22 protein-coding genes are annotated in these 26,155 nt (G+C 64.0%); 13 read left to right on the plus strand and 9 right to left on the minus strand.

Annotated features, from left to right (window positions below; translation table 11 throughout):
- Positions 1-87: 87 nt before the first annotated feature.
- The 5 genes from NCG91_RS13875 (at position 88) to NCG91_RS13895 (ending at position 6,568) form a co-directional block, all read left to right on the plus strand.
- The gene (locus NCG91_RS13875; protein ID WP_251350101.1) at positions 88-2,550 is read left to right on the plus strand and encodes a penicillin-binding protein 1A; all 2,463 of its coding nucleotides are present in this window, start codon (positions 88-90) and stop codon (positions 2,548-2,550) included.
- A gap of 4 nt (positions 2,551-2,554) precedes the next feature.
- On the plus strand, positions 2,555-3,178 hold the full coding sequence (locus tag NCG91_RS13880) for a trimeric intracellular cation channel family protein (protein WP_099376350.1): 624 nt from the start codon (positions 2,555-2,557) through the stop codon (positions 3,176-3,178).
- Between the two features lie 96 nt (positions 3,179-3,274).
- Entirely contained in the window at positions 3,275-5,164 is a 1,890-nt protein-coding gene (locus tag NCG91_RS13885) for a beta-propeller domain-containing protein (RefSeq protein WP_251350102.1), read from the plus strand.
- Positions 5,165-5,213: 49 nt separating this feature from the next.
- Complete coding sequence (locus tag NCG91_RS13890) at positions 5,214-5,780, plus strand: sigma-70 family RNA polymerase sigma factor (protein ID WP_251350103.1); 567 nt, start codon at positions 5,214-5,216, stop codon at positions 5,778-5,780.
- A complete protein-coding gene (locus NCG91_RS13895) occupies positions 5,777-6,568 on the plus strand; it encodes a hypothetical protein (protein WP_251350104.1) in 792 nt (263 codons plus the stop codon). The genes NCG91_RS13890 and NCG91_RS13895 overlap by 4 nt, the downstream gene beginning before the upstream one ends.
- A gap of 6 nt (positions 6,569-6,574) precedes the next feature.
- Here the strand turns inward: NCG91_RS13895 and NCG91_RS13900 are convergent, their stop codons facing one another.
- Positions 6,575-7,720 (minus strand): MFS transporter, encoded by a 1,146-nt coding sequence (locus NCG91_RS13900; protein ID WP_251350105.1) that lies wholly within the window; start codon positions 7,718-7,720, stop codon positions 6,575-6,577.
- Positions 7,721-8,004: 284 nt separating this feature from the next.
- Between NCG91_RS13900 and NCG91_RS13905 the strand changes: the two genes are divergently transcribed.
- From NCG91_RS13905 to NCG91_RS13935, 7 genes are all read left to right on the plus strand, one after another.
- Positions 8,005-8,772, plus strand: coding sequence for a gamma-glutamyl-gamma-aminobutyrate hydrolase family protein (locus tag NCG91_RS13905; RefSeq protein WP_251350106.1), 768 nt, complete (start codon positions 8,005-8,007; stop codon positions 8,770-8,772).
- A gap of 80 nt (positions 8,773-8,852) precedes the next feature.
- Positions 8,853-10,223, plus strand: coding sequence for a glutamine synthetase family protein (locus NCG91_RS13910; protein ID WP_152284186.1), 1,371 nt, complete (start codon positions 8,853-8,855; stop codon positions 10,221-10,223).
- Between the two features lie 12 nt (positions 10,224-10,235).
- On the plus strand, positions 10,236-11,696 hold the full coding sequence (locus NCG91_RS13915; RefSeq protein ID WP_285817137.1) for an aspartate aminotransferase family protein: 1,461 nt from the start codon (positions 10,236-10,238) through the stop codon (positions 11,694-11,696).
- Between the two features lie 137 nt (positions 11,697-11,833).
- Positions 11,834-12,982, plus strand: coding sequence for an ABC transporter ATP-binding protein (locus tag NCG91_RS13920; RefSeq protein ID WP_251350107.1), 1,149 nt, complete (start codon positions 11,834-11,836; stop codon positions 12,980-12,982).
- A gap of 7 nt (positions 12,983-12,989) precedes the next feature.
- Complete coding sequence (locus NCG91_RS13925) at positions 12,990-13,931, plus strand: ABC transporter permease subunit (protein ID WP_251350108.1); 942 nt, start codon at positions 12,990-12,992, stop codon at positions 13,929-13,931.
- Positions 13,928-14,773, plus strand: coding sequence for an ABC transporter permease (locus tag NCG91_RS13930; protein ID WP_251350109.1), 846 nt, complete (start codon positions 13,928-13,930; stop codon positions 14,771-14,773). The genes NCG91_RS13925 and NCG91_RS13930 overlap by 4 nt, the downstream gene beginning before the upstream one ends.
- Before the next feature lie 36 nt (positions 14,774-14,809).
- Positions 14,810-16,297, plus strand: a complete 1,488-nt coding sequence (locus NCG91_RS13935; RefSeq protein WP_251350110.1) for an aldehyde dehydrogenase — start codon at positions 14,810-14,812, stop codon at positions 16,295-16,297.
- Between the two features lie 54 nt (positions 16,298-16,351).
- Here NCG91_RS13935 and panB read toward each other — a convergent pair whose 3' ends face one another.
- The 6 genes from panB to NCG91_RS13965 all read right to left on the minus strand — a co-directional run bounded on the left by panB (position 16,352) and on the right by NCG91_RS13965 (position 21,711).
- Positions 16,352-17,227: a 3-methyl-2-oxobutanoate hydroxymethyltransferase gene (gene panB, locus NCG91_RS13940; protein WP_180278676.1), complete on the minus strand. Its 876-nt coding sequence runs from the start codon at positions 17,225-17,227 to the stop codon at positions 16,352-16,354.
- Positions 17,228-17,348: 121 nt separating this feature from the next.
- Positions 17,349-17,837, minus strand: coding sequence for a 2-amino-4-hydroxy-6-hydroxymethyldihydropteridine diphosphokinase (gene folK / locus NCG91_RS13945; protein ID WP_251350111.1), 489 nt, complete (start codon positions 17,835-17,837; stop codon positions 17,349-17,351).
- 8 nt (positions 17,838-17,845) lie between these two features.
- Positions 17,846-19,219, minus strand: a complete 1,374-nt coding sequence (gene pcnB / locus NCG91_RS13950) for a polynucleotide adenylyltransferase PcnB (protein WP_251350112.1) — start codon at positions 19,217-19,219, stop codon at positions 17,846-17,848.
- Positions 19,212-19,883 carry a histidinol-phosphatase gene (locus NCG91_RS13955; protein ID WP_251350328.1) on the minus strand — a complete coding sequence of 224 codons (672 nt, stop codon included), beginning with the start codon at positions 19,881-19,883 and terminating at the stop codon, positions 19,212-19,214. Before NCG91_RS13955 ends, pcnB begins: the two co-directional genes overlap by 8 nt.
- The gene (gene hda / locus NCG91_RS13960; protein ID WP_058048421.1) at positions 19,883-20,551 is read right to left on the minus strand and encodes a DnaA regulatory inactivator Hda; all 669 of its coding nucleotides are present in this window, start codon (positions 20,549-20,551) and stop codon (positions 19,883-19,885) included. Before hda ends, NCG91_RS13955 begins: the two co-directional genes overlap by 1 nt.
- Before the next feature lie 77 nt (positions 20,552-20,628).
- Entirely contained in the window at positions 20,629-21,711 is a 1,083-nt protein-coding gene (locus NCG91_RS13965) for an AI-2E family transporter (protein ID WP_099666348.1), read from the minus strand.
- Positions 21,712-21,899: 188 nt separating this feature from the next.
- Here NCG91_RS13965 and purM point away from each other — a divergent pair, with 188 nt between their 5' ends.
- Positions 21,900-22,943 carry a phosphoribosylformylglycinamidine cyclo-ligase gene (gene purM, locus NCG91_RS13970; protein WP_251350113.1) on the plus strand — a complete coding sequence of 348 codons (1,044 nt, stop codon included), beginning with the start codon at positions 21,900-21,902 and terminating at the stop codon, positions 22,941-22,943.
- 106 nt (positions 22,944-23,049) lie between these two features.
- Here the strand turns inward: purM and NCG91_RS13975 are convergent, their stop codons facing one another.
- Both NCG91_RS13975 and NCG91_RS13980 read right to left on the minus strand, forming a co-directional pair.
- Complete coding sequence (locus NCG91_RS13975; protein WP_251350114.1) at positions 23,050-24,381, minus strand: MFS transporter; 1,332 nt, start codon at positions 24,379-24,381, stop codon at positions 23,050-23,052.
- 121 nt (positions 24,382-24,502) lie between these two features.
- The gene (locus NCG91_RS13980; RefSeq protein ID WP_251350115.1) at positions 24,503-26,119 is read right to left on the minus strand and encodes a GMC family oxidoreductase; all 1,617 of its coding nucleotides are present in this window, start codon (positions 26,117-26,119) and stop codon (positions 24,503-24,505) included.
- Between the last annotated feature and the right edge of the window lie 36 nt (positions 26,120-26,155).

A 26,155-nucleotide genomic window follows, 5' to 3' on the forward strand; every position in this document is an offset into this window, starting at 1 on the left:
AGGATAGGTGTGTTGCAGTGCACAATACCTCTTTGATGGAGTGCCGCGCGCCTGCGCGGGGCCTCCTGGCAGCAAAGGAATGACAATATGGAAACGCAAGATACGGCGCAAGACAGCTCGCAGGACAGCGGCAAAAACAGCGCCACGGCGCGCAAGCCGCCATCCAAGCTGGCGCGCAAGCTGAAATTCGGCCTGGGACTGACCCTGGGCCTGGGCTTGTCCGCAGCCCTGGCTGGTGGCTGGTGGCTGCGCCAGGCGTGGCAGGATTTGCCCGCCGTCGAGCACCTGGCTCAGTACAAGCCCGCGCTGCCGCTGCGCATTTTCTCCAGCGAAGGCGAGCTGCTGGCCGAATACGGCGAAGAGCGCCGCGAATTCCTGCCTTTGAAGGAGATCCCGCTGCGCATGCGCCAGGCCTTGCTGGCCATCGAGGATGCGCGCTTCTACGAACACGGCGCCGTCGATTTCTATGGCCTCACGCGCGCCACGCTCGCCAATGTCGTCACGGGCCACCACGCGCAGGGCGCCAGCACCATCACCATGCAGGTGGCGCGCGACTTTTTCCTGTCGCGCGACAAGACCGTGCAGCGCAAGCTGACGGAGATGCTGCTGGCCTACAAGCTGGAACAGCACTATGGCAAGGACAAGCTGCTGGAACTGTATATGAACCAGATTTACCTGGGCGAACGCTCCTACGGCTTTTCCGCCGCCTCGAACATTTACTTTGACAAGCCCCTGGCCGACGTCAGCATCGCCGAAGCAGCCATGCTGGCCGGCTTGCCGAAGGCTCCATCGGCCTACAACCCTGTCGCCAATCCGCAGCGCGCGACCGTGCGCCAGCACTATATCCTGCAGCGCATGCGCGAACTCGGTTACATCACGCCGGCCGAATACACGGCCGCCGTGGCGGAAAAACTGGCGCTGAACAAGGACCGCAACAGCTCCGTGCATGCGGCCGCGTATGCGGTCGAAGAAGCGCGCCAATTGATCCTGCAAAGCTATCCCGAGGGCGCCTACAGCATGGGCCTGGACGTGACGACGACCATCCGCATGGCGCCGCAGCGGGCGGCCGACAAGTCGCTGCGCGATGGTTTATTGAATGCGCAGGCACGGCGCGGCTACCGTGGTCCGGAAGCGCGCCTGGCCGCTTCCGAAGACAGCGTGGCGCGCCAACTGGCCGCCTATCCGGACAGCGGCGAATTGCGCGCCGCGCTGGTGCGCAAGGTGGAGACAAGCGGCACGCGTCAGGTCAAGGCGCAGCTGCGCAATGGCGACGAGATCGTGCTCACGGCACCGGATGCGCGCCTGGGCGGCAAGCTGCAGTGGGATGGCAAGCGCGCCATCGTCGAGGGCAGCGTGATCCGCGTGATGCACGACGCGGCAAAGAACCGCTGGCTGGTGAGCCAGTTGCCCGAGATGGAAGGCGCGCTCATTTCTGTCGAGGCGCACAGCGGCGAAATCGTCGCCATGGCGGGCGGCTTCGATTTCTACCGCAACCACTACAACCACGCCATGCAAGCCTACCGCCAGCCCGGTTCCAGCTTCAAGCCCTTCGTGTATTCGGCGGCGCTGGAAAAGGGATATTTCCCCGGCACGGCCGTGGACGATACGCAGCGCCTGCTGCTGCCGCAGGAAACGGGCGCGCAGCCTTGGCGTCCGCGCAATTACGGCAATAACTATGAAGGCTTCATCAGCGTGCGGCGGGGCCTCGTGCGCTCGAAAAACCTGGTGGCCGTCAGCCTGATGCAGGCGGCCGGTCCCGGCTACGTGCAGCACTACGCCACGCGCTTCGGCTTCGAGGGCGCGCGCAATCCCGTTTCCTTGCCGCTGGCGCTGGGTGCGGGCGCCGTCACGCCGCTGCAGCTGGCGCAATCGTATGCCGTGTTTGCCAATGGCGGCATGCAGATGCCGCCGAAATTGATCAAGGAAGTGCGCAGCCGCAGCGGAGAAGTGCTGTTCAGCGATGCGGCGCCACGCGCCAAGGGAGAACCGGCGCCGGGCACGCAAGTCATCTCCACGCGCAACGCCTACGTCATGGACAGTATGCTGCGCGACGTCGTCAAGAGTGGCACGGGCCGTGGCGCGCTGGCGCTGGGACGCGGTGACGCGGCCGGCAAGACGGGCACCTCGAACAACGCCTACGACGCCTGGTTCGCCGGCTATTCCTCGGGCCTCGTCTCCGTCGTCTGGCTCGGCTACGACCAGCCCAAGAGCCTGGGCAATGCCACCGGCGGCACCCTGGCGCTGCCCGTCTGGCGCGACTACATGCAGGTGGCCGTACAGGGCCGCCGCGAGCAGGTGCTGGCCGAACCGGCAGGCCTGGCCCTGCTCGACGGCGATTACGTGTATGCCGAATACCTGGCCGGCGACTGCCTGAAGGATAACTTTGCCTTTATCCACAGCAGCGTCAGCTGCGGCAGCCTGGGGGCGGATACACGCATGGCGCACGACGATGCTGGCAACGGCGGCTCCAGCACTGGCACGAACGAGGCGCGCACTCTGAGCGAAGCGCGCGAACGCGAACAAATTCTCAAATCATTTTCGGAAGAGTAATAGCATGCTGTTATATACGATTTACCTGGTGGCGATTGTCGCCGAAGCGATGTCCGGCGCCATCATGGGCATGCGGCGCGGTATGGATTTGTTCGGCATCTGCATGATCGGCACCGTCACGGCGCTCGGCGGCGGCACGGTGCGCGACGTGCTGCTGGGGCACTATCCGCTGGGCTGGATCGCGCATCCCGAGTACCTGCTGTTTACCATCGGCGCGGCCGTCGTTACGGCCTTTGTCGCGCGCTACCTGCACCATCTGCGCGCCGTCTTCCTGCTGGTCGATGGACTGGGCCTGGTGGCGTTTTGCGTGATCGGTTGCGACATCGCCATGTCGGCCAAGATGCATCCGGCCATCGTCGTGCTGGCGGGGATGATCACGGGCGTTTTCGGCGGCCTGCTGCGCGATATCCTGTGCAACCAGATTCCCCTCGTGCTGCAGCGCGAAGTGTATGCCACCGTGGCCCTGTTTACGGGCAGCCTGTATGTCGGCCTGCTGTACTTCAAGGTCGACAGCTCCGTGGCGCAACTGGCGTCCATCGGCGCTGGTTTCCTGTTCCGCTTCCTGGCTTTGCACTTCGAGTGGCGCCTGCCGAATTTCAATGGCGACCGGATTCGCGGATTTGAATAGGGCGCTGGCTTCCTGAATATTTTTACGCGCATTTAACCCCTTTTTCTCCGCCGCTGCGTTTCATGTTGGACACCCCAGCCAACCGGAGAAGAAGCGATGTCCAGCGCCCTCAAGATCACATTGATACTGTCCCTGCTGCTGTCGGCGGGCTGCCACGCCGCCGGCACGGCGCCGCGCAAGACCCTGGCGCCGTTTACCAGCGAGCAGGCCTTGAGCAGCTACCTGCAGCAGTTGCAGGCGCGCCAGGCGGCACTGCAAAGGGAACAACAGAAACTGCAGCGCGCCACGGCGCAGTACATGGCGGTACCAGCGCCGGCTCCTCCCGCGCCGATGGTGGCGAAGGCCGCGCCGGCAGCATCGGCTGAAGCGGCGGAATCGGTCACCAATGTGCAGACGGCGGGCGTGGACGAAGGCGGCATCGTCAAGCTGCATGGCAGGCACCTGGTGATGCTCAGGCGCGGCAAGCTGTTTACCGTGCAGGTGGGCGGCAAGGCCCTGCAGCCCGTCGCCTCGCTCGACGCGTTCGCGCCCGGCAGCGACCCGTCGGGCAGCTGGTACGACGAAATGCTGGTCGATGGCGACACGGTGGTGGTGATCGGCTACAGCTACAGCCGCGGCGGCACGGAGATCGGCCTGTTCGACATCGATGCGGACGGCAAGCTGGCCTACCGCGCCACTTATCACCTGCGTTCCAACGATTATTACTCGTCGCGCAATTACGCGAGCCGTTTGATCGGCAGCAAACTGGTGTTCTATTCGCCCCTGTCGCTGAACTTGCGTAGCAAGGACCCGTTCGGCGGCTTCCCTGCGCTGCGCCGCTGGCGCCCCGACGCCGTGCCGTCCGACTTCAAGCGCATCGCGCCGGCCACGCGCATCTACCGCACCGATGAAGAGCCAGAAGCTGGCGCCGGCCTGACCCTGCACACGGTCACCGTGTGCGACCTGGCGCAGCGCGACATGCGCTGCGAAGCGACGGCCGTGATGGGGCCGCAGGGCCGCGTGTTTTATGTGTCGGGTGAATCCGTCTTCGTGTGGACGACGCGGCGCGGCAGCGATTCAGGCGTGTTCCGCATCCCCCTCGATGGCAGCGCGCCCAGCGCACTGAAAGTGGCTGGCGCGCCCGTCGACCAGTTCTCGTTCCTGGAAAGCGTTGACGGCCACCTCAACGTCCTGCTGCGCGCCGAAGGCCAGGGCGACGTCATGTGGGATGGCGCAAGGGGGCGGGGCGACATGGCGCTGCTGCGCGTGCCATTGGCGTCGTTTTCCGATGGCCGCGACAGTGCGCCCGCCAGCAGCTACAAGGCGCTGCCCGGTGGTGGCGGCTACGGGCTGCAGAACCGCTATGTGGGCGCCTATCTGTTGTACGGCAATCCGGGCAATCCCGGACGCCGCAAGGCCGACCAGGCCTGGCCGCGCCAGCCCCTGTATGCCGTACCCTGGGCCGATAGGGGCAGCGTGCAAGCCTTGTCCCTGCCGCACGGCGTGGAACGCATCGAGGCGCTGGGCGATGACGCCGTGGTGATCGGCGCGCAGGGCAAGGATCTGCATTTCAGCAGCATCCGCCTGGGGGCGCAGGCGGCGATTGTCACGCGCTATATCCGCGCCGATGCGGCGCAGGGCGAGTCGCGCAGCCACGGATTTTTCTACAAGCCGCAAGCGGCGGGGGAGGGCATGATCGGCCTGCCCATCCTGGGCGGGGACGAGCGGCCAGGCTTGAACAAGTCATCGGCTTCCGTGCTGTACCTACGCAACAGCGGCTTGCAATTGACGGAACTGGGCGCGCTGGCGGCGCGGCCCGGTCAGCCCCCGGACGACGGTTGCCGCGCGTCCTGCGTGGACTGGTATGGCAATGCGCGCCCACTGTTCCTGCAGGGGCGGGTCTTCGCCTTGCTCGGCTATGAATTGGTGGAAGGAGCGCTCAAGGAAGGACAGATCCGCGAAGTGCGCCGCATCAGCTATGCGCCCATTGCGTCCACTTTACGCTGAAGGAGCAGGGAAATTGCCGCTGCCGCGCAGTTCGGCTACACTGTTTCGCATGCCCGACACCCTCATTACCGCGACGGATGAAGACCTGATGCTGCGCTACAGCGCCGGCGACCTGCTGTCGTTTCGCGAATTGTATCGGCGCCATAGCCAGGGACTGTACCGCTTCGTGGCCTGGCGCGCGCCGCGCCGCGCGTGGGTGGACGAGATCGTGCAGGATGCGTGGGCCAGCCTGCATGCGGCGCGCGCCGGCTACCAGCCGCAGGCGGCGTTTCGCACCTATCTGTACCAGATCGCGCGCAACCGCCTGATCGACCTGCTGCGCCAGCGGGAAGGCCAGGAACACGATGACGTGGGCGAACTGGCGGACGAGGGGGCATCGCCGCCGCAGTCGCTGGAGCAGAAACAGCAGCACGCGCTGCTGCATGCGGCCATCGCCGCGCTGCCGGCCGAGCAGAAGGAAGCGCTGGTGCTGCAGCAGTTCAGCGGCATGAGTATCCTCGAGATCGCCGTGGTGACGGGGGCGGAAGCGGAAACCGTCAAGAGCCGGCTGCGCTACGCCATGCAGAAATTGCGCACGGGCTTGGACAGCGCCGCTGGCGCGGGAGGACAGGCATGAATACGCACGGTACAGATCATCAAGATCATCACGACGAAGAATTGAACGCGCTGCTGGCCAGTTTGCCGCAGCCCGCGCCTTCCAGCGCGCTCGATGCGGCCATTCTGGCGGACGCTGAAAAAGCCCTGCAGCAGCCGGCGGCCGCGAACGACAGCGCCGATGGTGTGCTGCGCACCTTGCCCGCCAAGAAAGCACCGGACTACCTGCAGCGCTGGCGCGTTCCGCTGGGACTGGCGGCGGCCGTGCTGTTGACGGTCAACCTGATCGGCGTGGACTGGTTCGGCTCGAAGCCGGCGCAATTTCCCGTGGTGGGGGAGCCGGTCACGCAGGAGGTGATGTCCGAACCGGCCGCTGCGCCCGCGACGGAGTCTGCGCCACCGCCCCCGGCACCGCGCGCCATGGCCAAGGCGGTACCGAGGCCGCCGGTGCAGGTCGAGCCAGTGCCGGCACCCATGTCGGCACCGGTTCCTGCGCCACCGGCCCCACCGCCTCCTGCCACGACAATGCCTCAGGCCATGGAGCAGCAAGCGGCCATGCAGGCCGAGGCCAGCATGCAGCGCCAGGCACCCGTGCAGCGGGCGCTGGCCATGCCCGCGCCCGTCGTGGCCCGCTCTGCGCCGATGCCGCCACCGGCCAGGCTCGATGCTTCCGTGTGGCTGGTGAAGATCGACGCCTTGCTCAAGGCGGGCGAAGGCGCATTGGCGCACGAGGAGTGGACGGCGTTCCGGCAGGCGTATCCCGACTATCCGGTGGCCGAGGAACTGCGGCAGCGGCTGGAAACGAAGTAAAAAACGCTAGACGATTCCCTTCCGGCGTTCCCACACGGCGCTGCCCACGAAAATGGCGGCGCACACCCACATCACGGCTGGCAGGGCATTCACGCCCACCGATTGCATCAGCACGCCCGTCAGCAGGGGGCCGCCGCCGCTGGTCACGCCCCAGGTGGCGTTGACGATGGCGCTGGCGCTGGTCAGCGACAGACCCGTAAACCGCTCGCCGCACGCCACCAGCGCCAGCATGTAGATGCCGCCCGCCGCCGCGCCCAGCAACAGCAGCAAGGTCCACCACAGCCACGGCGTGCCGACGGCGAACGGCAGCAGCGGCAGCAGCAGGCAGACGGCCACGCCGCAGCCCGCGTGCACTTTGGCGCGGCCGAAGCGGTCGGCCATCCATCCGAGTACGAATTGCAGGCCCGTGTCGCCCACCAGCACCACGGTGGCTGACAGCAGGGCCAGGTCCGTGCCGATGCCGTGCTCCATCGCGTACAGGGGCAGCAAGCTCAATGCCAGCGTGTCGAACAGGGCGAAGAAGGCGGCGCCTAGCACGATCATCGGCATGCGCGGCAGGATCAGGGTCCACTTCACGCCATGTTCTTCCGGTTCGCGTTCCGGGCCGCTGTTCGAGATCAGCATCAGGCCCGGCACGGCCAGCAAAAACAGCAGGCCGCAGGCGGCGAAGCTCCAGCTGATCTTGTCGTTGAACAGCGCCACGAGGGCAGGGCCGATCAGCTGAAAGAAAGTAAAACTGGTGGTGTACATGGCCACCACGCGGCCGCGCGAATTATCGGGCGCCAGGCGGTTCACCCACGCCTCGCCGATGGTAAACAGCACGCCCATGGCGCCGCCGAACAGGAAGCGCAGTACGCTCCACGCCAGCAGATGGTCGGTGAACTGCATCGCGATCGTCGCCAGCGATGCCACCCAGACGGCGCCCAGCATGGTGGCGCGCGCGCCGAAGCGTCCCACCCAGCGCGAGACGAATGGCGAGGCGGCCAGGATGCCGAGGGCGCTGACGGCCGTGATCATGCCGATGATGTCCGTGCCCACGCCGCGCTGGTGCAGGGTCAGCGCGGTGAGCGGCATGGTGGCGCCCAGGCCCAGGCCCACCACGCCGATGCTCACCACGAGAGCGAAGAAGTCGCGCCATGGCATGTGCTTCATGGCTGCTCCCGCAGGGGGGAGCAGGTATTTGGAAAGGCTGGAAAACGGTGTGGATGCATGGGAAAGTAAGAAGACTTTGCCGGTGGCGCTGGTATTTGGCGCCGGACGGGCATATGATGATTTTAACAAAGGCAATATTGCAAAGCCGTAGTGTAGGCGATGTGTGCCGCCGCTGGCCACGGCCATCGGTGTGGCCGCCCCTGCCGGCTCTGCTGTACAGTGAAGCGAGCGGCAGCGCCGTCATGGGCTGTCATTGGATCGTCACGCCAGCGAGGTAGCACTCTATGCGCCGTCCCATCGTTCTCGTCCCCGCCTGCCAGCGCCAGCTTGGCAGCCACGCCTGGCACATGGCGCAGGACAAATACCTGCACGCCGTGTTGCACGGCGCCGGCTGCATGCCGCTGCTGCTGCCCGCCCTGGGCGCAGCTGCGGACCTGGAAGCGGCGCTGCACATCGCCGACGGCGTCATGCTGACAGGTTCCGCCTCGAACGTCGACGCGCGCCTGTATGGCGAAGACATCCTGCATCCCGACCTGCCGCAAGACCCCGCGCGCGACGCCACCACCTTGCCCCTGATCCGCGCCGCGCTGGCGCGCCAGCTGCCCTTGCTCGCAATCTGCCGCGGCTTCCAGGAAGTCAATGTGGCCCTTGGCGGCAGCCTGCACCAGGCCGTGCACGCCGTGCCGGGCATGCAAGACCACCGGGAGAACGTGCTCGATCCCCTGGGGCGCCAGTATGCGCCCGCGCACCGCATCAAGCTGATGCCCGACGGCCTGTTGTCGCGCCTGCTGGGCGGCGAGAGCGAGATGATGGTCAACTCCCTGCATGGCCAGGGCGTCGCCCGGCTGGCCGACGGCTTGCTGGTGGAAGCCCTGGCCGATGACGGCCTGGTGGAAGCGTATAGCGTGGCCAGTGCCGCCGGTTTTACCCTGGCCGTGCAATGGCACCCGGAATGGCAGGTGGAAGGCAATCCGCAGTCCATGCGGCTGTTCGGCGCCTTCGGCCAGGCTTGCCGCGATTACCAGGAACAGCAGCACAGAAAGGAAAGATAACAGGCAAGGATGACAGGTGCGCCGCACCGGCACCATGCGGCGCTTAATCAGGAAAAGCGCAAGACCAACGAGAGGGAAACATGGCAATACGCGAAAATTTCACCTATACGGATATGGATTTGTGGCTCAATGAAAAGCGCGTCACGGAAATCGAATGCCTGGTGCCCGATTTGACGGGCGTGGCGCGGGGGAAGATCCTGCCGCGCGGAAAATTCACCCAGGAGCGCGGCATGCGCATCCCGGAAGCGGTGCTGGGCATGACGGTGACGGGCAATTACCCGGTCGACGACGGCGGCTACGACCGCGCTATTTCCAGCACCGACCGCGACATGATTTTGAAGGCCGATCCCACCACCATCACCATGGTGCCGTGGGCTACCGATCCTACTGCGCAAGTCATCCACGATTGCTATTTCGCCGACGGCATGCTGGTTGATTTCGCCCCGCGCTCCGTGCTGCGCCGTGTACTGAAGCTGTATGCGGACAAGGGCTGGAAACCCGTGGTGGCGCCGGAGCTGGAGTTCTACCTGACGGCGAAAAACACGGACCCGGACCTGCCCTTGAAGCCGCCGATTGGCCGCAGCGGCAGGGCCGAGACGAGCCGCCAGGTGTACAGCATCGACGCCGTCAACGAGTTCGACCCGCTGTTCGAGGATATCTACGATTACTGCGAACTGATGAACCTCGACGTCGACACCTTAATCCACGAGATCGGCGCAGGGCAGATGGAAATCAACTTCCTGCACGGCGATCCGCTGGGCCTGGCCGACAAGGTGTTTTTCTTCAAGCGCACCCTGCGCGAAGCGGCCCTGAAACACGATATGTACGCCACCTTCATGGCCAAGCCCATGGCGGGCGAACCGGGTTCCGCCATGCACGTGCACCAGAGTGTCGTCGATGCGAAGACGGGCCTGAACATCTTCAGCAACGAGGACGGTTCGGCTGCGCCTATCTTCAAGCATTACATCGCGGGCCTGCAGCGCTACATGCCGTCGGCCATGGCCATCGTCGCGCCCTACGTGAATTCCTATCGCCGCATCGTGCGCCACACGGCCGCGCCCATCAACATCCAGTGGGGCCTGGACAACCGCACGGTGGGCTTCCGCGTGCCCGAGTCGGGCGTGCAGGACCGGCGCGTGGAAAACCGCATCATCGGTGCCGACGCGAATCCATACCTGGCGCTGGCCGTGACCCTGGCCTGCGGCTACCTGGGCATGACGGAACAGCTGGAAGCGACGCCGATGATGGTGGGCAGCGCGTATGATTTGAAATTCGAACTGCCGCAAGGCTTGCCGGAAGCGTTGCAGCTGCTGCGCGCGGAAGACAAGCTGCGCACGGTGCTGGGCGAGCGCTTCATCGACGTGTATGCGGCCATCAAGGACCTCGAGCACCAGGAATTCATGACCGTCATCAGTCCGTGGGAGCGCGAACATCTGCTGCTGCACGTATAGGAAAGGATCGCAATGAGCACAACACACAATCCGCTGGCGCCCAGCGCCGCCCTGGTCGCCTCCGTGGCGCAGAAAAACGCGGCGCCGCAGGTGTACGACACGGCCGCCATCCAGCAGATGGACTCGGCCCACTACCTGCACCCTTTCACCGATTTCCAGGACCTCGCCAGCAAGGGAGCGCGCGTGATGGTGCGCGGCGACGGCGTCTACCTGTGGGATAGCCAGGGCAAGAAAATCGTCGATGGCATGTCGGGCCTGTGGTGCGTGAACGTGGGTTATGGCCGCACGTCGATCTCGCAAGCCGTGTACCGGCAAATGGAGACGCTGCCCTTCTATAACAGCTTCTTTGGCACGACGAACGTGCCGGCCGCGCAGCTGGCGGCCAAGCTGGCGCAGATATCGCCGCCGCAGTTCGGCCACGTGTTCTTCACCAGCTCCGGCTCCGAGGGCAACGACACGAATTTGCGCATGGTGCGCCGCTACTGGGACATTCTTGGCCACAAGGAGCGCCACACCATCATCAGCCGCCATAACGCGTATCACGGCAGCACGGTGGCAGGAGCGTCGCTGGGCGGCATGGATGGCATGCATGCGCAGGGCGGTTTGCCCATCCCTGGTATCGCGCATATCGGCCAGCCGAATTACCTGGAATCGGGTCACGGCTTGAGTCCCGAGGAATTCGGTATCAAGGCGGCAGGCTGGCTGGAGGAAAAAATCCTGGAAATCGGCGCGGACAAGGTGGCCGCCTTCATCGGCGAACCGGTACAGGGCGCCGGCGGCGTCATCATCCCGCCATCGACCTACTGGCCCGAGATCCAGCGCATCTGCGACAAGTACGGCATTTTGCTCATCGCCGATGAAGTCATCTGCGGATTCGGCCGCCTGGGGCGCTGGTTCGGCTCCGAACTGTTCGGCATCAAGCCCGACCTGATCACCTTTGCCAAGGGTGTCACCTCGGGCTATGTGCCGCTGGGCGGCGTGCTGGTGGGGGACAGGGTGGCCAAGGTGCTGATCGAACAGGGCGGCGAATTCACGCACGGTTTCACGTATTCAGGCCACCCCGTGGCCTGCGCGGCCGCGCTGGAAAATATCCGCATCATCGAGGACGAGCAACTGGTGGCCAAGGTGGCCGAGGATACGGGACCGTACCTGAAACAGTGCTTTGCCAGCCTGGGCGAACATCCGCTGGTCGGTTATGCGGACAGCTGTGGCCTGGTCGCGGGCCTGAACCTGGTGCGTCGGAAGGGCGCCACCGTGCACGAGAACGAGCTGTTCGACGAGAACCAGGGCGTGGGCATGATCTGCCGCGGCCACATGTTCGACAATGGCGTCATCATGCGCGCCGTGGGTGAACGCATGATCGTCGCCCCGCCGCTGGTCATGACGCGCGCGCAGATCGACGAAATGGTGGGCTTGATACGGGTGTGCCTGGACAAGACCCATGCGGACGTGAAAGCGAAGGGCTGGGTGTAGGTTTTTGCCCCATTTTGCCGCCATCTGCGCATTTTTTGGACCAGAATCGCGGCAGTTCCGCTAAACTTCCATCCTGGCCGCTCTTTGTAGCGGCCAGTTTTTCATTTTGACATCCTCTTACCCAGAAGCTACCCATAATGACGATAGCAACACCAGCCGCGTCGGCCAGCGACGCCCCAGCGCCTTTCCTGCTGATTGATCAATTGGTCAAGGAATTCGATGGCGTGCGCGCCGTCAATGATATTTCCGTGACGATCAACAAGGGCGAGATCTTCGCCCTGCTGGGCAGTTCAGGTTGCGGCAAGTCGACCCTGCTGCGCATGCTGGCCGGTTTCGAGACGCCGACGTCGGGCCGCATCGCCCTGGCGGGCAACAGCATCGTCGACATGCCGCCGCACCAGCGTCCCATCAACATGATGTTCCAGTCGTATGCGCTGTTCCCCCATTTGTCCGTGTGGGACAACATCGCCTTCGGCCTGCGCCGCGATGGCTTGCCGAAAGCGGAAGTGGCGGCGCGCGTCGAACAGATGCTGGCGCTGGTGCAGTTGGACCAATACGCGAAGCGCAAGCCGCACCAGCTGTCGGGCGGCCAGCAGCAGCGTGTGGCGCTGGCGCGCAGCTTGGCCAAGCGGCCGCAATTGCTGCTGCTCGACGAGCCGTTGGGCGCGCTGGATAAAAAACTGCGCGAACGCACGCAGATGGAACTGGTGAACATCATCGAGCAGGTGGGCGTCACCTGCGTGATGGTCACGCACGACCAGGACGAGGCCATGAGCATGGCGACGCGCATCGCCGTCATGAGCGAAGGGCGCATCCTGCAGGTGGGCGCGCCCGGCGAAATCTACGAAACGCCGAACTGCCGTTTCGTGGCCGACTTCATCGGCAGCGTGAACCTGTTCGATGGCCGTATCACGGAAGACGAACCGGATCACGTGATCATCGATACGCCCGACGGCCGCCAGTATGTCGCGCATGGCATCACGGGCAACCTGGGCATGGATGTCTCGGTGGCCGTGCGCCCCGAAAAAATCGGCATCCAGATCGAGCCTCCCGCCCTGGAGGAGCGCGCGTCGCCGGCGGAACATGGCTACAACTGTGCCCAGGGCGTGATCGTCGCCATGGCGTATTTTGGCAATGAAACCAGCTACCACGTGCGCCTCGACAGCGGCACGGTGGTGAAAGTCTCGCGCACCAACGCGGCCCGCCACGAGGCAGCACGCCTCGAGCGCGAGCAGCGCGTGTGGGTGTGGTGGGATGGCGCCGACATCGTCGTGCTGACCAGCTGAGGCCATCATGACGCCTATTCTGCAATTGCTGCGCAATCTCGTCACCCTGCGCTGGATCACGGGGAAAAATGCGGGGCGCAACGTCGTCATCGCCGTGCCGTCGCTGTTCCTGGCGGCAGCCTTCCTCGTGCCTTTCCTGATCGTGCTGCGTATCAGCCTGTCCGACATGGACACGGCGGGCAGCCCCTTCGGCGGCCTGCTGTCGTATGTCGACGGCATCGTCGTGCTGAAGGTGAAAATCGCCAACTACCTGTTCATCGCCGCCGATGAACTGTACCTGCTCACCTACCTCAGCTCCATCAAGTACGCGGCTATTACCACGGCCATCTGCCTGTTTATCGGCTACCCGTTCGCCTACTTCATGGCGCGCGCCAAACCGTCGATCCGCCCCGTGCTGATGATGCTGGTGATGCTGCCGTTCTGGACCTCGTTCCTGCTGCGTGTGTACGCGTGGAAGGGCATCCTGGCCAATCACGGCTTGCTCAACGACTTGCTGATCGCACTGGGCGTGGTGAGCGAACCGCTGCACATGATGAACACCTCGTTTTCCCTGGTGGTCGGCATGGTGTATGCCTACCTGCCCTTCATGATCCTGCCCCTGTACGCCAACCTGGTCAAAATGGACATGCGCTACCTGGAAGCGGCGGCCGACCTGGGCGCCACGCCATTGCAGGCGTTCTGGCGCATCACCGTGCCGCTGTCGAAGTCGGGCATCATCGCCGGCGCCATGCTGGTGTTCATCCCGTCCGTGGGCGAATACGTGATTCCCGAACTGTTGGGCGGCCCGGAAACCCTGATGATCGGCAGGGTGCTATGGGATGAATACTTCACCAATAACGACTGGGCCATGGCTTCATCGGTAACGGTGCTGGTGATCCTGCTGATCCTTGTGCCGATGGCCATTTTTAACAAATACAAGACCGACCAGGACGCGGAGGAGCGCACATGAACGGACGTAATTTCCTGCAGCGCTGGTTCGGGCGCGGCTGGCTCTCGCTCGGCTATCTGTTCCTGTACTTGCCCATCATCGTGCTGATCGTCTTTTCGTTCAACAGCTCGCGCCAGGATATGGTGTGGAGCGGCTTTTCGCTGCGCTGGTACCAGGAGCTGATGAGCGACACGGAAATCATCGCGGGTTTCGGTTTGTCCTTGAAGATCGCCTTCATGTCGGCGACATCTTCCGTCATCCTCGGCACGTTCGCCGCCTTCGCCTTGACCAGCTACCTGCGCTTCCGTGGCCGCACCTTGTTCTCGTCCATGGTCAGCGCGCCGCTGGTGATGCCGGAAGTGATCATCGGTTTATCCCTGCTGCTGATGCTGGTGTCCATGCAAAAGGTCTTCGGTTTCCCCGAGCGGGGCGTGCTGACCATCTGGCTGGGGCACACCCTGCTGGGCATGGCGTATGCGGCCGTGGTGGTGCAGTCGCGCCTGCAGGAAATGAGCAAGTCGCTGGCCGAGGCGGCCATGGACCTGGGCTGCCGCGCGCACCAGGTGTTCTTCCTCGTGACCCTGCCGAACATCACGCAAGCCCTGGCATCGGCCTGGCTGCTGACGTTTACCCTGTCGCTCGATGATGTGGTGCTGTCGGCCTTTTTGTCCGGCCCCGGCTCGACGACGATGCCGCTGGTGATCTTCTCGCGCGCGCGCCTGGGACTCGATCCGCGCGTGAACGCCATCGCCGCGCTGACCATCCTCGTCGTGACACTTGCCGTGATCGCGTATGCGGTGATGCTGGCGCGCGCCGACCGCAGACGCCGCAAGCAATTGTCTGCGGCGTATTCGGCGGACTAGGAGTAAGCTGGCGTTTTCATCTTGTAGGAGACGACCATGACGGAAAACACCAGCTGGCACGCACGTGCCGCAGAGATCAAGATCGATGGACGCGCCTTCATCAATGGCGAGCGGGTCGCGGCCAGGTTCGGCCAGACCTTCGACAATCTGTCGCCCATCGATGGGCGTTTGCTGGGGCAGGTGGCGCGCTGCGATGGCGCGGACGTGGATACGGCCGTGCTGGCCGCCCGCGCCGCCTTTGACGACCGCCGCTGGGCAGGAAAATCGCCCGCGCAGCGCAAGCGCGTGCTGATCAAGTTCGCCGACCTGGTGCAGAAATACGGTCCCGAGCTGGCCCTGCTGGAAACCCTGGACATGGGTAAACCGATCAAATACAGCCAGAGCGTGGACGTGGGCGCCACGGCCAACTGCCTGCGCTGGTATGGCGAGGCGATCGACAAGGTCTACGATGAAATCGCCCCCACCCCTGCCAACAGCCTGGCTCTGATCACGCGCGAACCGGTGGGTGTCGTCGCCGCCATCGTGCCGTGGAATTACCCGATGATCATGGCGGCCTGGAAGATCGCGCCCGCCCTCGCCGCCGGCAACAGCGTGATCTTGAAACCATCCGAAAAATCGCCGCTGACGGCGCTGCGCCTGGCCGACATCGCGCTCGAAGCCGGCGTGCCGGCAGGCGTCTTCAATGTGCTGCCCGGCTATGGCCACGAGGCGGGCGCCGCGCTGGCACTGCACATGGATGTCGATTGCATCGGTTTTACGGGGTCCACGCGCACGGGAAAATTAATCGTGCAGATGGCGGGCCAGTCGAATCTGAAACGGGCGTGGACGGAACTGGGCGGCAAGTCCGCCAACATCGTTTGCGCCGATTGTCCTGACCTGGACAAGGCCGTGGCGGCCGCCGTCGGCTCCATCTTTTTCAACCAGGGCGAAAGCTGCAACGCGCCCTCGCGTCTGTTCGTGGAAGAGTCGATCAGGGAGGAATTCCTGGCCAAGGCATTGGCCATGCTGCCCCGTTTCCAGCCGGGCGACCCGCTCGACGAAGCCACCGTCATGGGGGCGATTGTCGACGCCACGCAGATGCAAACCGTGATGGACTATATCGCTTCCGGCAAGCAGGAAGGCGCGCAGCTGCTGGGTGGCGGCGAGGCCGTGCGCCTTGATACGGGGGGCTACTATGTGCAGCCCACCGTCTTTGGCGTGGACGCCGGCATGACGATCGCGCGCGAAGAGATATTCGGGCCCGTCTTGTCCGTGCTGGGCTTTACGGACATCGCCGAGGCGGTGAAACAGGCCAACGCCACGCCGTACGGCTTGCAGGCGGCCGTATGGACCTCCGACATCACCAAGGCCATTCAGACGGCGCGCGCCCTGCGCGCAGGCACCGTGCACGTCAACCAGTACGATGGCGACGACATCACCGTGCCGTTCGGCGGCTACAAGCAGTCGGGCAACGGGCGCGACAAGTCGCTGCACGCGCTGGACAAGTACACGGAGTTGAAGACGACGTGGATACAGGTGGGGTAAAGCGAAGCGCTGTCGGCCTGGCGCGCAGCGCGCAGGCCGACAGGCGGAATGACATCAGAAGCAGTGTTCCAGCGCCGGGAAGCTGCCATCCTTGACGGCTTTGACATAGCCGATGACGGCGTCGTCGATGCTGGCCGCGCCTTCCATGAAGTTGCGCACGAAGCGTGCCTTGCGGCCTGGGAAGACGCCCAGCATGTCGTGCATGACGAGGACCTGGCCCGAGCAATCGGGACCGGCGCCGATGCCGATCGTGGGGATCGTCAGCATCTCGGTCACTTCCTTGCCCAGTTGCGACGGCATCGCTTCCATCAGCACGATGGCGGCGCCCGCGTTTTGCAGCGTCAGCGCGTCGTTCTTCAGCTCCGTGGCGCTTTCCGTGCTCTTGCCCTGCACTTTATAGCCGCCCAGCTGGTGCACGAATTGCGGCGTCAGGCCGATGTGGGCGCAGATGGGGATGCCGCGCTCGGTGAGGAAACGGACGATCTCGGCCAGCCAGGCGCCGCCCTCGATCTTGATCATGTGCGCGCCAGCCTGCATCAGGATGACGGCGTTGGCATAGGCTGTCTCGGGCGTGCCATAGGCGCCGAACGGCAGGTCGGCGAGGATCATGGCCGACTTGCTGCCGCGCGCCACGGATGCCGTGTGGTAGGCCAGTTCGGCCACGGTGACGGGCAGGGTGGAGCTGTGGCCATTGCAGACCATGCCGAGCGAATCGCCGATCAGCAGGATTTCCACGCCGCAGCGGTCCATCAGGGACGCGAAGCTGGCGTCATAGCAGGTCAGCATGGTGATCTTTTCGCCGGCGGCGCGCAGCGTGGCCAGGGTGTGGATGGTCACGGCCTTGTTGGCGACAGGCTTGGATGGCGCCGGCGCCGGTGCGGCGGCCTTGTCTTTGGCGGCCAGATCTGTTCCTTGCAAATAAGCGGACATAGGTATTCTCTAGAGTGAAAGGGGGGTGATGCGATTGCGACGCCGCTAGTGTAGTACTTTATGCGGCGCGCTGCAGGAGCGGCATTGTAGAGGATGGGAGCGAGACGGGGCAGAGCCGGGGTCAGAGCTGGCTGATGGCCTGGTCGGCCACGCTTGCCAGGTAGTCCTGCGCCGGCCCCAGGTCGGGCACGACGATGGCTGGCGCCAGGGCCAGCAGCGGCACCAGCACGAAGGCGCGCTCGGTGATGCGCGGATGCGGCACCGTCAGGGTGGCGCTGGCGATCCGTGCATCGCCGTACAGCAGCAAGTCCAGGTCCAGCGTGCGCGGGGCGTTGCGGTAGGGCCGTTCGCGCCCGTGCGCCGCTTCGATGGCGTGCAGGGCCAGCAGCAGTTCCTCTGCCGGCACGGTGGTGCTGATGCGCGCCACGGCGTTGATGTAGTCGTCGCCGCTCGAATCGATGGGCGCCGTGCGGTAGCTGGCCGAGGCGTCCAGCAAGCTGGCGCCGGGCAGGCGCGCCAGGCGCGCAAGCGCATCCTGCACGTTGGCGCTCGCGTCGCCCAGGTTCGCCCCGATGCCGATGTAAGCGATAACTGCCGTTGCTGTCTGCATGGCTGCGTTTACTCGCCGCTGGTGCTGCCGCTGGTCGAGCCGCTGGTGCCCGTCTTGCTGCGCGTGCTGCGGCGTGGCGGACGTTTCTTCTTGACGGCGCCCGGCGCGGCATTGGCGCTGACGAGCAGCGCTTCGCGCGTTTCCTCGTCGCCTTCGTAGAAGGCCGTCCACCATTCGCCGATGTCCATGTCGATCTCGCCCGAGGCGCAGCGCAGCAGCAGGAAGTCGTAGCCGGCGCGGAAGCGCAGGTGCTCGAGCAGCTTGTACGGCGCCTTGCCGACGCGACGCTCGAAGCGCGGCTGCATTGACCAGATGTCGCGCATGTCGGAGCCGATCTTGCGCTGCAAGGCCAGTTTTTCCGTTTGCGAATCGAGCACGTCGTCGGCCGCCAGGTGCAGCGCGGGGATGGTCGATTCGCCGGCGGCGCGGTAGGCCGTCCATTTTTCCAGCACCTGGTGCCACAGCAGCGAGGCAAACAGGAAGCCCGGCGAGACCGTCTTGCCGGCGGCGATGCGGGCATCGGTGGCGTCCAGCGCCAGGGTGACGAATTTCGCGCCCAGCGGCTGCTCCAGCACCACGTCGAGCAGCGGCAGCAAGCCGTGATGCAAGCCTTCCTTGCGCAGCTGCTGCAGGCAGGCCAGCGCGTGGCCGCTCATCAGCAGTTTCAGCATCTCGTCGAACACGCGCGGCGCGGGCACATTGTTGATCAGCGGCGCCATGATGGGAATCGGCGCGGCCGTATGCGGCTCGATGGTGAATTTCAGCTTGGCGGCGAAGCGCACCACGCGCAGCATGCGCACGGGGTCTTCGCGGTAGCGCTCTTCCGGCTTGCCGATCATGCGCAAGGTCTTGGCGCGGATGTCTTCCACGCCGCCGTGGTAGTCCAGCACTTCCTGCGTGGCCGGGTTGTAGTACATGGCGTTGATGGTGAAGTCGCGGCGCAGCGCGTCCTCGTGCTGCAAACCGAAGGTATTGTCGCGCAGGACGCGGCCGTGTTCATCCTTGGGCGCGGAATCGGCACCGGCGCCGCGGAAGGTCGTCACTTCCAGCAAATCCTGACCGAACATCACGTGCACGATCTGGAAGCGCTTGCCGATGATGAAGGCGCGGCGGAACAAGCGCTTGACTTGTTCCGGCGTGGCGTTGGTGGCGATGTCGAAGTCTTTCGGTTTAACGCCCAGCAGCAGGTCGCGCACGGCGCCGCCGACGACAAAGGCCTCAAAACCCGCTTCCTGCAGGCTGCTGGTGACGCGGATGGCATTCGACGACACCAGTTTCGGGTCGATTCCGTGTTGCGCAGAACCGAGCACGATGGGTGCCGTGGTGTCGCGCGCTGCCTCTTTTTTAACGCCGAGGATCTTGCGGATGAATTTTTTAATCATTGAATAAGTGAAGTGATGGCCAGCCGTGGAGGGATGCGTGTGCGCTCAAAGCGGTATTGGGGTTGGTCGCGACAGGGTGGGTCACGACCGACAGCAGGGGAATATCGTTGTGCGAATCGCTGTAAAAATAGCTGCGCTCGAACTGCCCCAGTTCCTTGCCCATCTTTTCCAGCCAGGCGTAGGTGTGGGTCAGCTTGCCCGCGCCCAGGGTCGGTGTGCCCACCAGCTTGCCCGTGACATTGCCTTTGTCGTCATACTCGGGCATGGCGGCCAGCAGGTGTTCGACGCCCAGCGCATCGGCGATGGGTTTGGTGATGAAATGGTTGGTGGCCGTGACGATGGCCAGCAGGTCGCCCGCGTCCTGGTGCTGTTTCAGCAGGGCCACGACTTCGGGGCGGATGGCCGGCATGACCACTTCGGCCATGAATTGCTTGTGCAGCGCTTCCAGGCGTTCGCGCGGGAATTGCGCCAGGGTGCCGAGGGAAAATTCCAGATATTCCACCGGATCGAGCGTGCCGGCCTGGTATTGCGCGAAAAATTCGTCGTTGCGGCGGGTGAATTCGGCGGCGTCCACGGCACCGATGCGTACCAGGAATTCGCCCCACTCGTGATCCGAGTCGATGGGCAGCAGGGTGTGGTCGAGGTCAAACAGGGCCAGATTCATCATTCTTTCGCTTCCGCCTGCAGCAACTCGCGCAATAATGGCAAGGTGATCGGGCGTTGGGTTTCAAGGGAGTAGAGGTCGAGAGAGTCCAGCATCGTCGACAGCGAACGCATGTCGCGCCGGAAATGGGACAGCAGATAGGGTAACACGCCGGGCGACAAGGTCAAGCCGCGGGTGGTGGCCGCCTGGGTCAGGGCGGCGATTTTTTCATCGTCGGTCAAGCCGTGGATTTGATAGATCAGGCCCCAGCCCATGCGTGTGCGCAAGTCTTCGCGCACGGGCAGCACGGCCGGCGGCACGGCGCCGCTGCACACCATGAAGGCCTTGTTGGCGCGGATTTCATTGAACAGGGCAAAGGCATCGATTTGCGCCAGCGGCGACAGCTTTTCGCAGTCGTCGAGCAGGTACAGGTCGACGTCGGGCGAATACACGAATTCGGACTCGATCGAGAATGGCGAAATGTAGCGCGCGCGCTCGGTGCTGGCCAGGGCCTTGAGCAGGTGGCTCTTGCCGGCGGCCAGTTCGCCCCACAGGTAGGCAAAATGTTCGCGCGAAGTGCGCGCGGCGAACTGGCGCATCAGCTGCGCCACTTCGGCATTCTGTCCCACCTCGAAGGTATCGAGGCTGTGCGCCTGGTCTGTGCCTAAATCGAGCACCAGTTGTTTCATGGCGTACGCCTTGTCCTGTTTTTCATTACTGCTTGTGCATCATTGGTATTGCCAGGTTGATATGATATCCGCTTTTATTATGCATTATAGAAGGTGCTGGACAGGTAGTGGCGTCTTAGATGCTTAAAAGCGACCATCAACACGGCAGAAGCGGGTAAAGCGAGCAGTACGCCGACGAAACCAAACAGTTGCCCGAAAGCCAATAAGGCGAAGATCACGGCCAACGGGTTCAGGCCGATGCGTTCGCCTACCAGGCGCGGCGTGAGGAAAAAGCCCTCGATGACCTGGCCGCAGCCGTAGATGACGGCCACGGCGATCACGCCGCTCCAGTCGGCGAACTGCAGCAGGGCGGCGATCAGCGCCAGCATCAGCCCCAGGCCGAAGCCCAGGTAGGGGATGAACACCAGCAAGCCCGTGATGATGCCCACAGGCAATGCCACTTCGAAACCGGCGATGGCCAGCGCCGCCGAGTAATACGTGGCCAGCACCAGCATGACGAGCAACTGGCCGCGCAGGTACTGCGCCAGCAGGGTGTCGACTTCCTGCGCCATACCCACCGTGCGGCCCACCCAGCGGCGCGGCACGGCGGCGGCGATGCGCGCCAGCATGGGATGCCAGTCCAGCAATAGGTAGAACAGCACGACGGGAATCAGCACCACGGTGGCCAGCCAGCCCAGCACGGCCGTGCCGCCGATACGGGCCGAGGCCAGCACGGTGCTCCAGATTTCATCGCCGCTGGTGGCCATCTGCTGGCTCAGCATGCGCTTGATGCCCGTGCCATCCAGGCGCACGCGGATGCCCAGGTCGCGCAGTTTCGGCGCCAGGAACTCGTTGGCCTTGCTGAGAAATTGGGGGATTTGCGCCTGCAGCAGGGGAATTTCCTTCTGCAGCACGGGCACGACGATCAGCACCAGCGCCGTAATGGCGAGGAAAAACAACACTACGACGACCAGCACGGCCAGCGGACGGGGCAGGTAAAAGCGCTTGTAATGCAGGCGTTGCAATCGGTCCACGCCGGGATTGAGCACGTAGGCGAGGATGGCGGCGGCCAGGAAGGGCGTCAGGATGGGGCCCAGGCTGACGAGCAGCAGCAGGAATGCCAGCCAGACCGCGATCCAAAATGCTGTTTGCTTCTGTTCGGCGGTGATGGCGAATGGCATGGAGTTTGTACTGTTGCGTTAAAAAAAGGCAGTTAATTACGAAATGGCGGGGCAGTTTGATAAAATAGCGACTTGATCGACCGAATTCACCCGCTGGCGTCCTGCCGCACGATGTTGAAAAACATGCTTGCGCGCGCGTGCCGGCGGGTATCCGCCTTCTATTTTACCGCCTCCGCTGCCACCACACCATGAACCAGACTTCTAATGTTTCCCTTTCCTACCGTGACGCTGGCGTCGATATCGACGCAGGCGACGCTTTAGTCGAAGCAATCAAGCCGTTTGCCAAGCGCACCCTGCGCGAAGGCGTGATGGGCGGCCTGGGCGGTTTTGGCGCCATGTTTGAAATCAGCAAGAAGTACAAGGAACCGGTGCTGGTCTCGGGCACCGACGGCGTGGGCACCAAATTGCGCCTGGCGTTCGAACTGAACCGCCATGATACGGTCGGCATCGACCTGGTCGCCATGAGCGTCAACGACATCCTGGTGCAAGGCGCCGAACCGCTGTTCTTCCTCGACTACTTCGCATGCGGCAAGCTGGACGTGGCCATCGCCACCGATGTCATCAAGGGCATCGCCCAGGGTTGCGAACAAGCGGGCTGCGCACTGATCGGCGGCGAAACGGCGGAAATGCCGAGCATGTACCCGGCCGGCGAATACGACCTGGCAGGTTTTGCCGTCGGCGCCGTGGAAAAATCGAAAATCATCGACGGCACCAAGATCGCCCCGGGTGACGTGGTGCTGGGCCTGGCCTCGTCGGGCGTGCACTCGAATGGTTACTCGCTGGTGCGCAAGATTATCGAAGTGGCAAAACCGGACCTGGAAGGCGACTTCCACGGCCGCAAGCTGGCCGACGTGCTGATGCAGCCGACGCGCATCTACGTCAAGCCGCTGCTGGCGCTGATGGATGCCATGGAAGTCAAGGGCATGGTGCACATCACCGGCGGCGGCCTGGTGGAAAACATCCCGCGCGTGCTGCAGCCTGGCCTAGTGGCCGAGCTGGACTCGAAATCGTGGACCATGCCACCGCTGTTCACGTGGCTGCAACAGCACGGCGGCGTGGCTGACGCCGAAATGCACCGCGTCTTCAACTGCGGCATCGGCATGACCGTCATCGTCTCGCAGGAAAACGCGGAAGCCGCTATCGCCCAACTGCAGGCGGCCGGTGAAACCGTCTCGCGCATCGGCACCATCCGTGCCCGCGTGGGCGACGAGCATCAGACGATCGTGATCTGATCACCTGACCAACCCTGCCGCGCTACGCCTTTGTCAGGCGCTGTGGCGTTCGTAAGAAAAAAGCAGGCCTCTTTGAGAGCCTGCTTTTTTTATGCCAGTTGCCAGCTTACCTTGCGTGCGCCGGCTTCATGCGCCCATCCGGCTGCGAGCCGCCCCTGCCGATCATGGCCACGCTGACGGCCGAGACGAGGGACGCGAACAGGATGTAGCCGACGATGTGCCACGGTTCGCCATTGCCCGTTTTCAGCAGGTAGGTGGCGATGATGGGAGTCAGGCCGCTGGCGAAGATGCCGGAGAACTGGTAGACGAAGGAGATGCCCGTGTAGCGCACCTTGGCGTCGAACAGGTCGCAGAACAGGGCCGCTTCCGGGCCGTACACGGCCGAGTACAGCACGCCCAGCGGGATGATCACGGAACACCACAGCAGCAGCGGATTGTCGGCGTGGTTGAGCATGATCCAGAAGGCGGGAATGGCCGACACGCCCGTGATCAGCGAACCCCAGAAAAACACCTTGGTGCGGCCGATGCGGTCCGACAGGCGGCCGAAGAACGGGATGCAGAAGCACATCACGACGGCCGACGCCATCACGCCCATCAGCGCTTCCGTGCGGGCGATCTTGATGGTGTTGGTCAGGTAGGTGATGGAAAAGACGCCGAAGATGTTGAAGAACACGCCGTCGATGTAGCGCGCGCCCATGCCCTTCAAGACGTTGCCCGGGTAGCGTTTCAGCAGGTCGAAAAACGGAATCTGCGTCTCCGCATTCTTTTCCTTGACGGCCTGGAATTCCGGCGTTTCCATCACGTTCAAACGTATCCACATGCCGATGAAGACCAGGGCCGCAGATAAAATGAAGGCGACGCGCCAGCCCCACGCGAGGAATTGCGCATCCGTCAGGCTGTAGGACAGGATCGCCACCACGCCGGAAGCGAGGCACAGGCCGATGGCCAGGCCGATCTGCGGCAGGCTGGCATAGAAGCCGCGCTCTTTGGGCGGCGCATATTCATACGCCATCAGCACGGCGCCGCCCCATTCGCCCCCAAGCCCGATGCCCTGCAGCACGCGCAGGAACAGCAGCAGACCGGGCGCCCAGTAGCCGATATGGTCGTAGGTGGGCAGCACGCCGATCAGGAAGGTGGAGATCCCCATGATCATCAGGGTCATCACCAGCATGCTCTTGCGGCCGATCTTGTCGCCGAAGTGGCCGAAGATCACGCCGCCGATGGGGCGCGACAAAAAGCCCACGGCGAAGGTGCCGTAGGCCAGCATGGTCGAAACGAGCGGATCGCCGCCCGGGAAATACAGCTTGCTGAACACGATGCCGGCGACGACGCCGTATAAAAAGAAGTCGTACCACTCGATGGTGGCGCCGATCACGCTGGCCATCACGACTTTCCGTAGCTCTTTGGCTTTTTTCGGATTGTTGGGATTGTTGTCCATATCTAGTCTCCAATCGATATCGATTATGTATTTTTTGATGCTGGGCTGCTTGCCGAGTCATTGGGGGCGGGCCGGTCTGTCCGCCGTTGGCATCCTCCTTGCTGGGAATGGAGCGGGTGGGTCAGGCCGCCTGCGGCAGCCGCACGGCGTCCGCCAGGATCATGTCGGCCGCTTTTTCCGCGATCATGATGGTGGGCGCGTTGGTGTTGCCCGAGACGATTTCCGGCATGATCGACGCGTCGACCACGCGCAGGTTCTGCATGCCGTGCACGCGCAGGCGGTCATCGACGACGGCCATGGCGTCATGTCCCATCTTGCAGGTGCCACTCGGGTGGTAGATCGACTGGCTGAAGCGCCGCGCCGCGTCCAGCAATTCCGCGTCCGTCTCGAACTGCGGGCCGGGCACGAACTCGGAAATGATGTGCGGCGCCAGCGACGGCGCGGCGGCGATTTTTCGGGCCACGCGCAGGGCGGCGATCGCCGTGCGCTGGTCGCGCGGATCGGACAGGTAGTTCGGGTGGATGCCGGGATAGGCGAGCGGATCGCTGGACTTGATCGACACGTGGCCACGGCTGTGCGGGCGCAGCTGGCACACGGACGACGTAAAGGCGGAAAACGGATGCGCGCCTTCGCCCGGCTTGTCGGCGCTCAGCGGCTGCATGTGGAACTGGATGTCGGGCCGCTCCACCTCGGGTGAGGATTTGGTAAATACCGTCACCTGGCTGGCCGCCAGGGTCAAGGGCCCGGAGCGGGAAAACACATATTGCATGCCCACCCACAGCTTGCCCCACAGGCTGTTGACTTCATCGTTCAGGGTTTTCAAGCGCGTCTTGAAGACGAGGCGGATTTGCAGGTGGTCTTGCAGGTTCTGTCCCACGCCGGGCAAGTCGTGCACCAGCGGCACGCCGACTTCCTCGAGCAGGGCGCGCGGACCCACGCCCGAGCATTGCAGGATCTGCGGCGAGCCGATGGCGCCCGCGCAGAGTATCACTTCGCCGCTGGCGCGCGCCTGGCGCAGCTGGCCATCTTGCCGAAACTCGATGCCGACGGCGCGCTTGCCCTCGAACAGCACGCGCGTGATCTGTGCGCGCACTTCCACGCGCAGGTTGGCGCGCTTGCGGGCCGGCCGCAAAAAGGCTTTCGCCGTGCTCCAGCGCAAACCCTTGCTGGCCGTCTGCTGGAAGTAGCCGACGCCTTCCTGCGTGGCGCCGTTGTAATCGGCATTGAAAGGGATGCCGCTTTCCGTGGCGCCCGCAATAAAGTGTTCCGCGATGGGACGGCGCAGGCGCAAGTCCGACACTTTCAATGGGCCACCGACGCCGTGGTAATCGCTGGCGCCCCGTTCCTGGTCTTCCGATTTTTTAAAGTAGGGCAGCACCTCGGCATAGCTCCAGCCAGCATTGCCCAGCTCGGCCCAGCGGTCGTAATCTTCCTTCTGCCCCCGCACGTACAGCAAGCCGTTGAGCGAGCTGGAACCGCCCAAGACCTTGCCGCGCGGCCATTGCAGCTGGCGCCCGGCGATGCCGGCGTCCGCTTCCGTGCGGTAGCACCAGTCCAGATTCGGGTCGTGCATGGTCTTGAAATAGCCGACCGGCACGTGTATCCAGGGATTGTTGTCCTTGCCGCCCGCTTCCAGCAGCAATACCTGCTTGTTGCTGTCGTGCGACAGGCGGTTGGCCAGCACGCAGCCGGCGGAACCGGCGCCGACGACGATGTAATCATAGTGTGTTTGCAACATGGTGCTTGTCTCCTGCGTTGCGGTATCGCGCCGCCT

The organism is Janthinobacterium kumbetense (genome assembly GCF_023703445.1).
GTDB classification, from domain to species: Bacteria; Pseudomonadota; Gammaproteobacteria; order Burkholderiales; family Burkholderiaceae_D; genus Janthinobacterium; species Janthinobacterium kumbetense.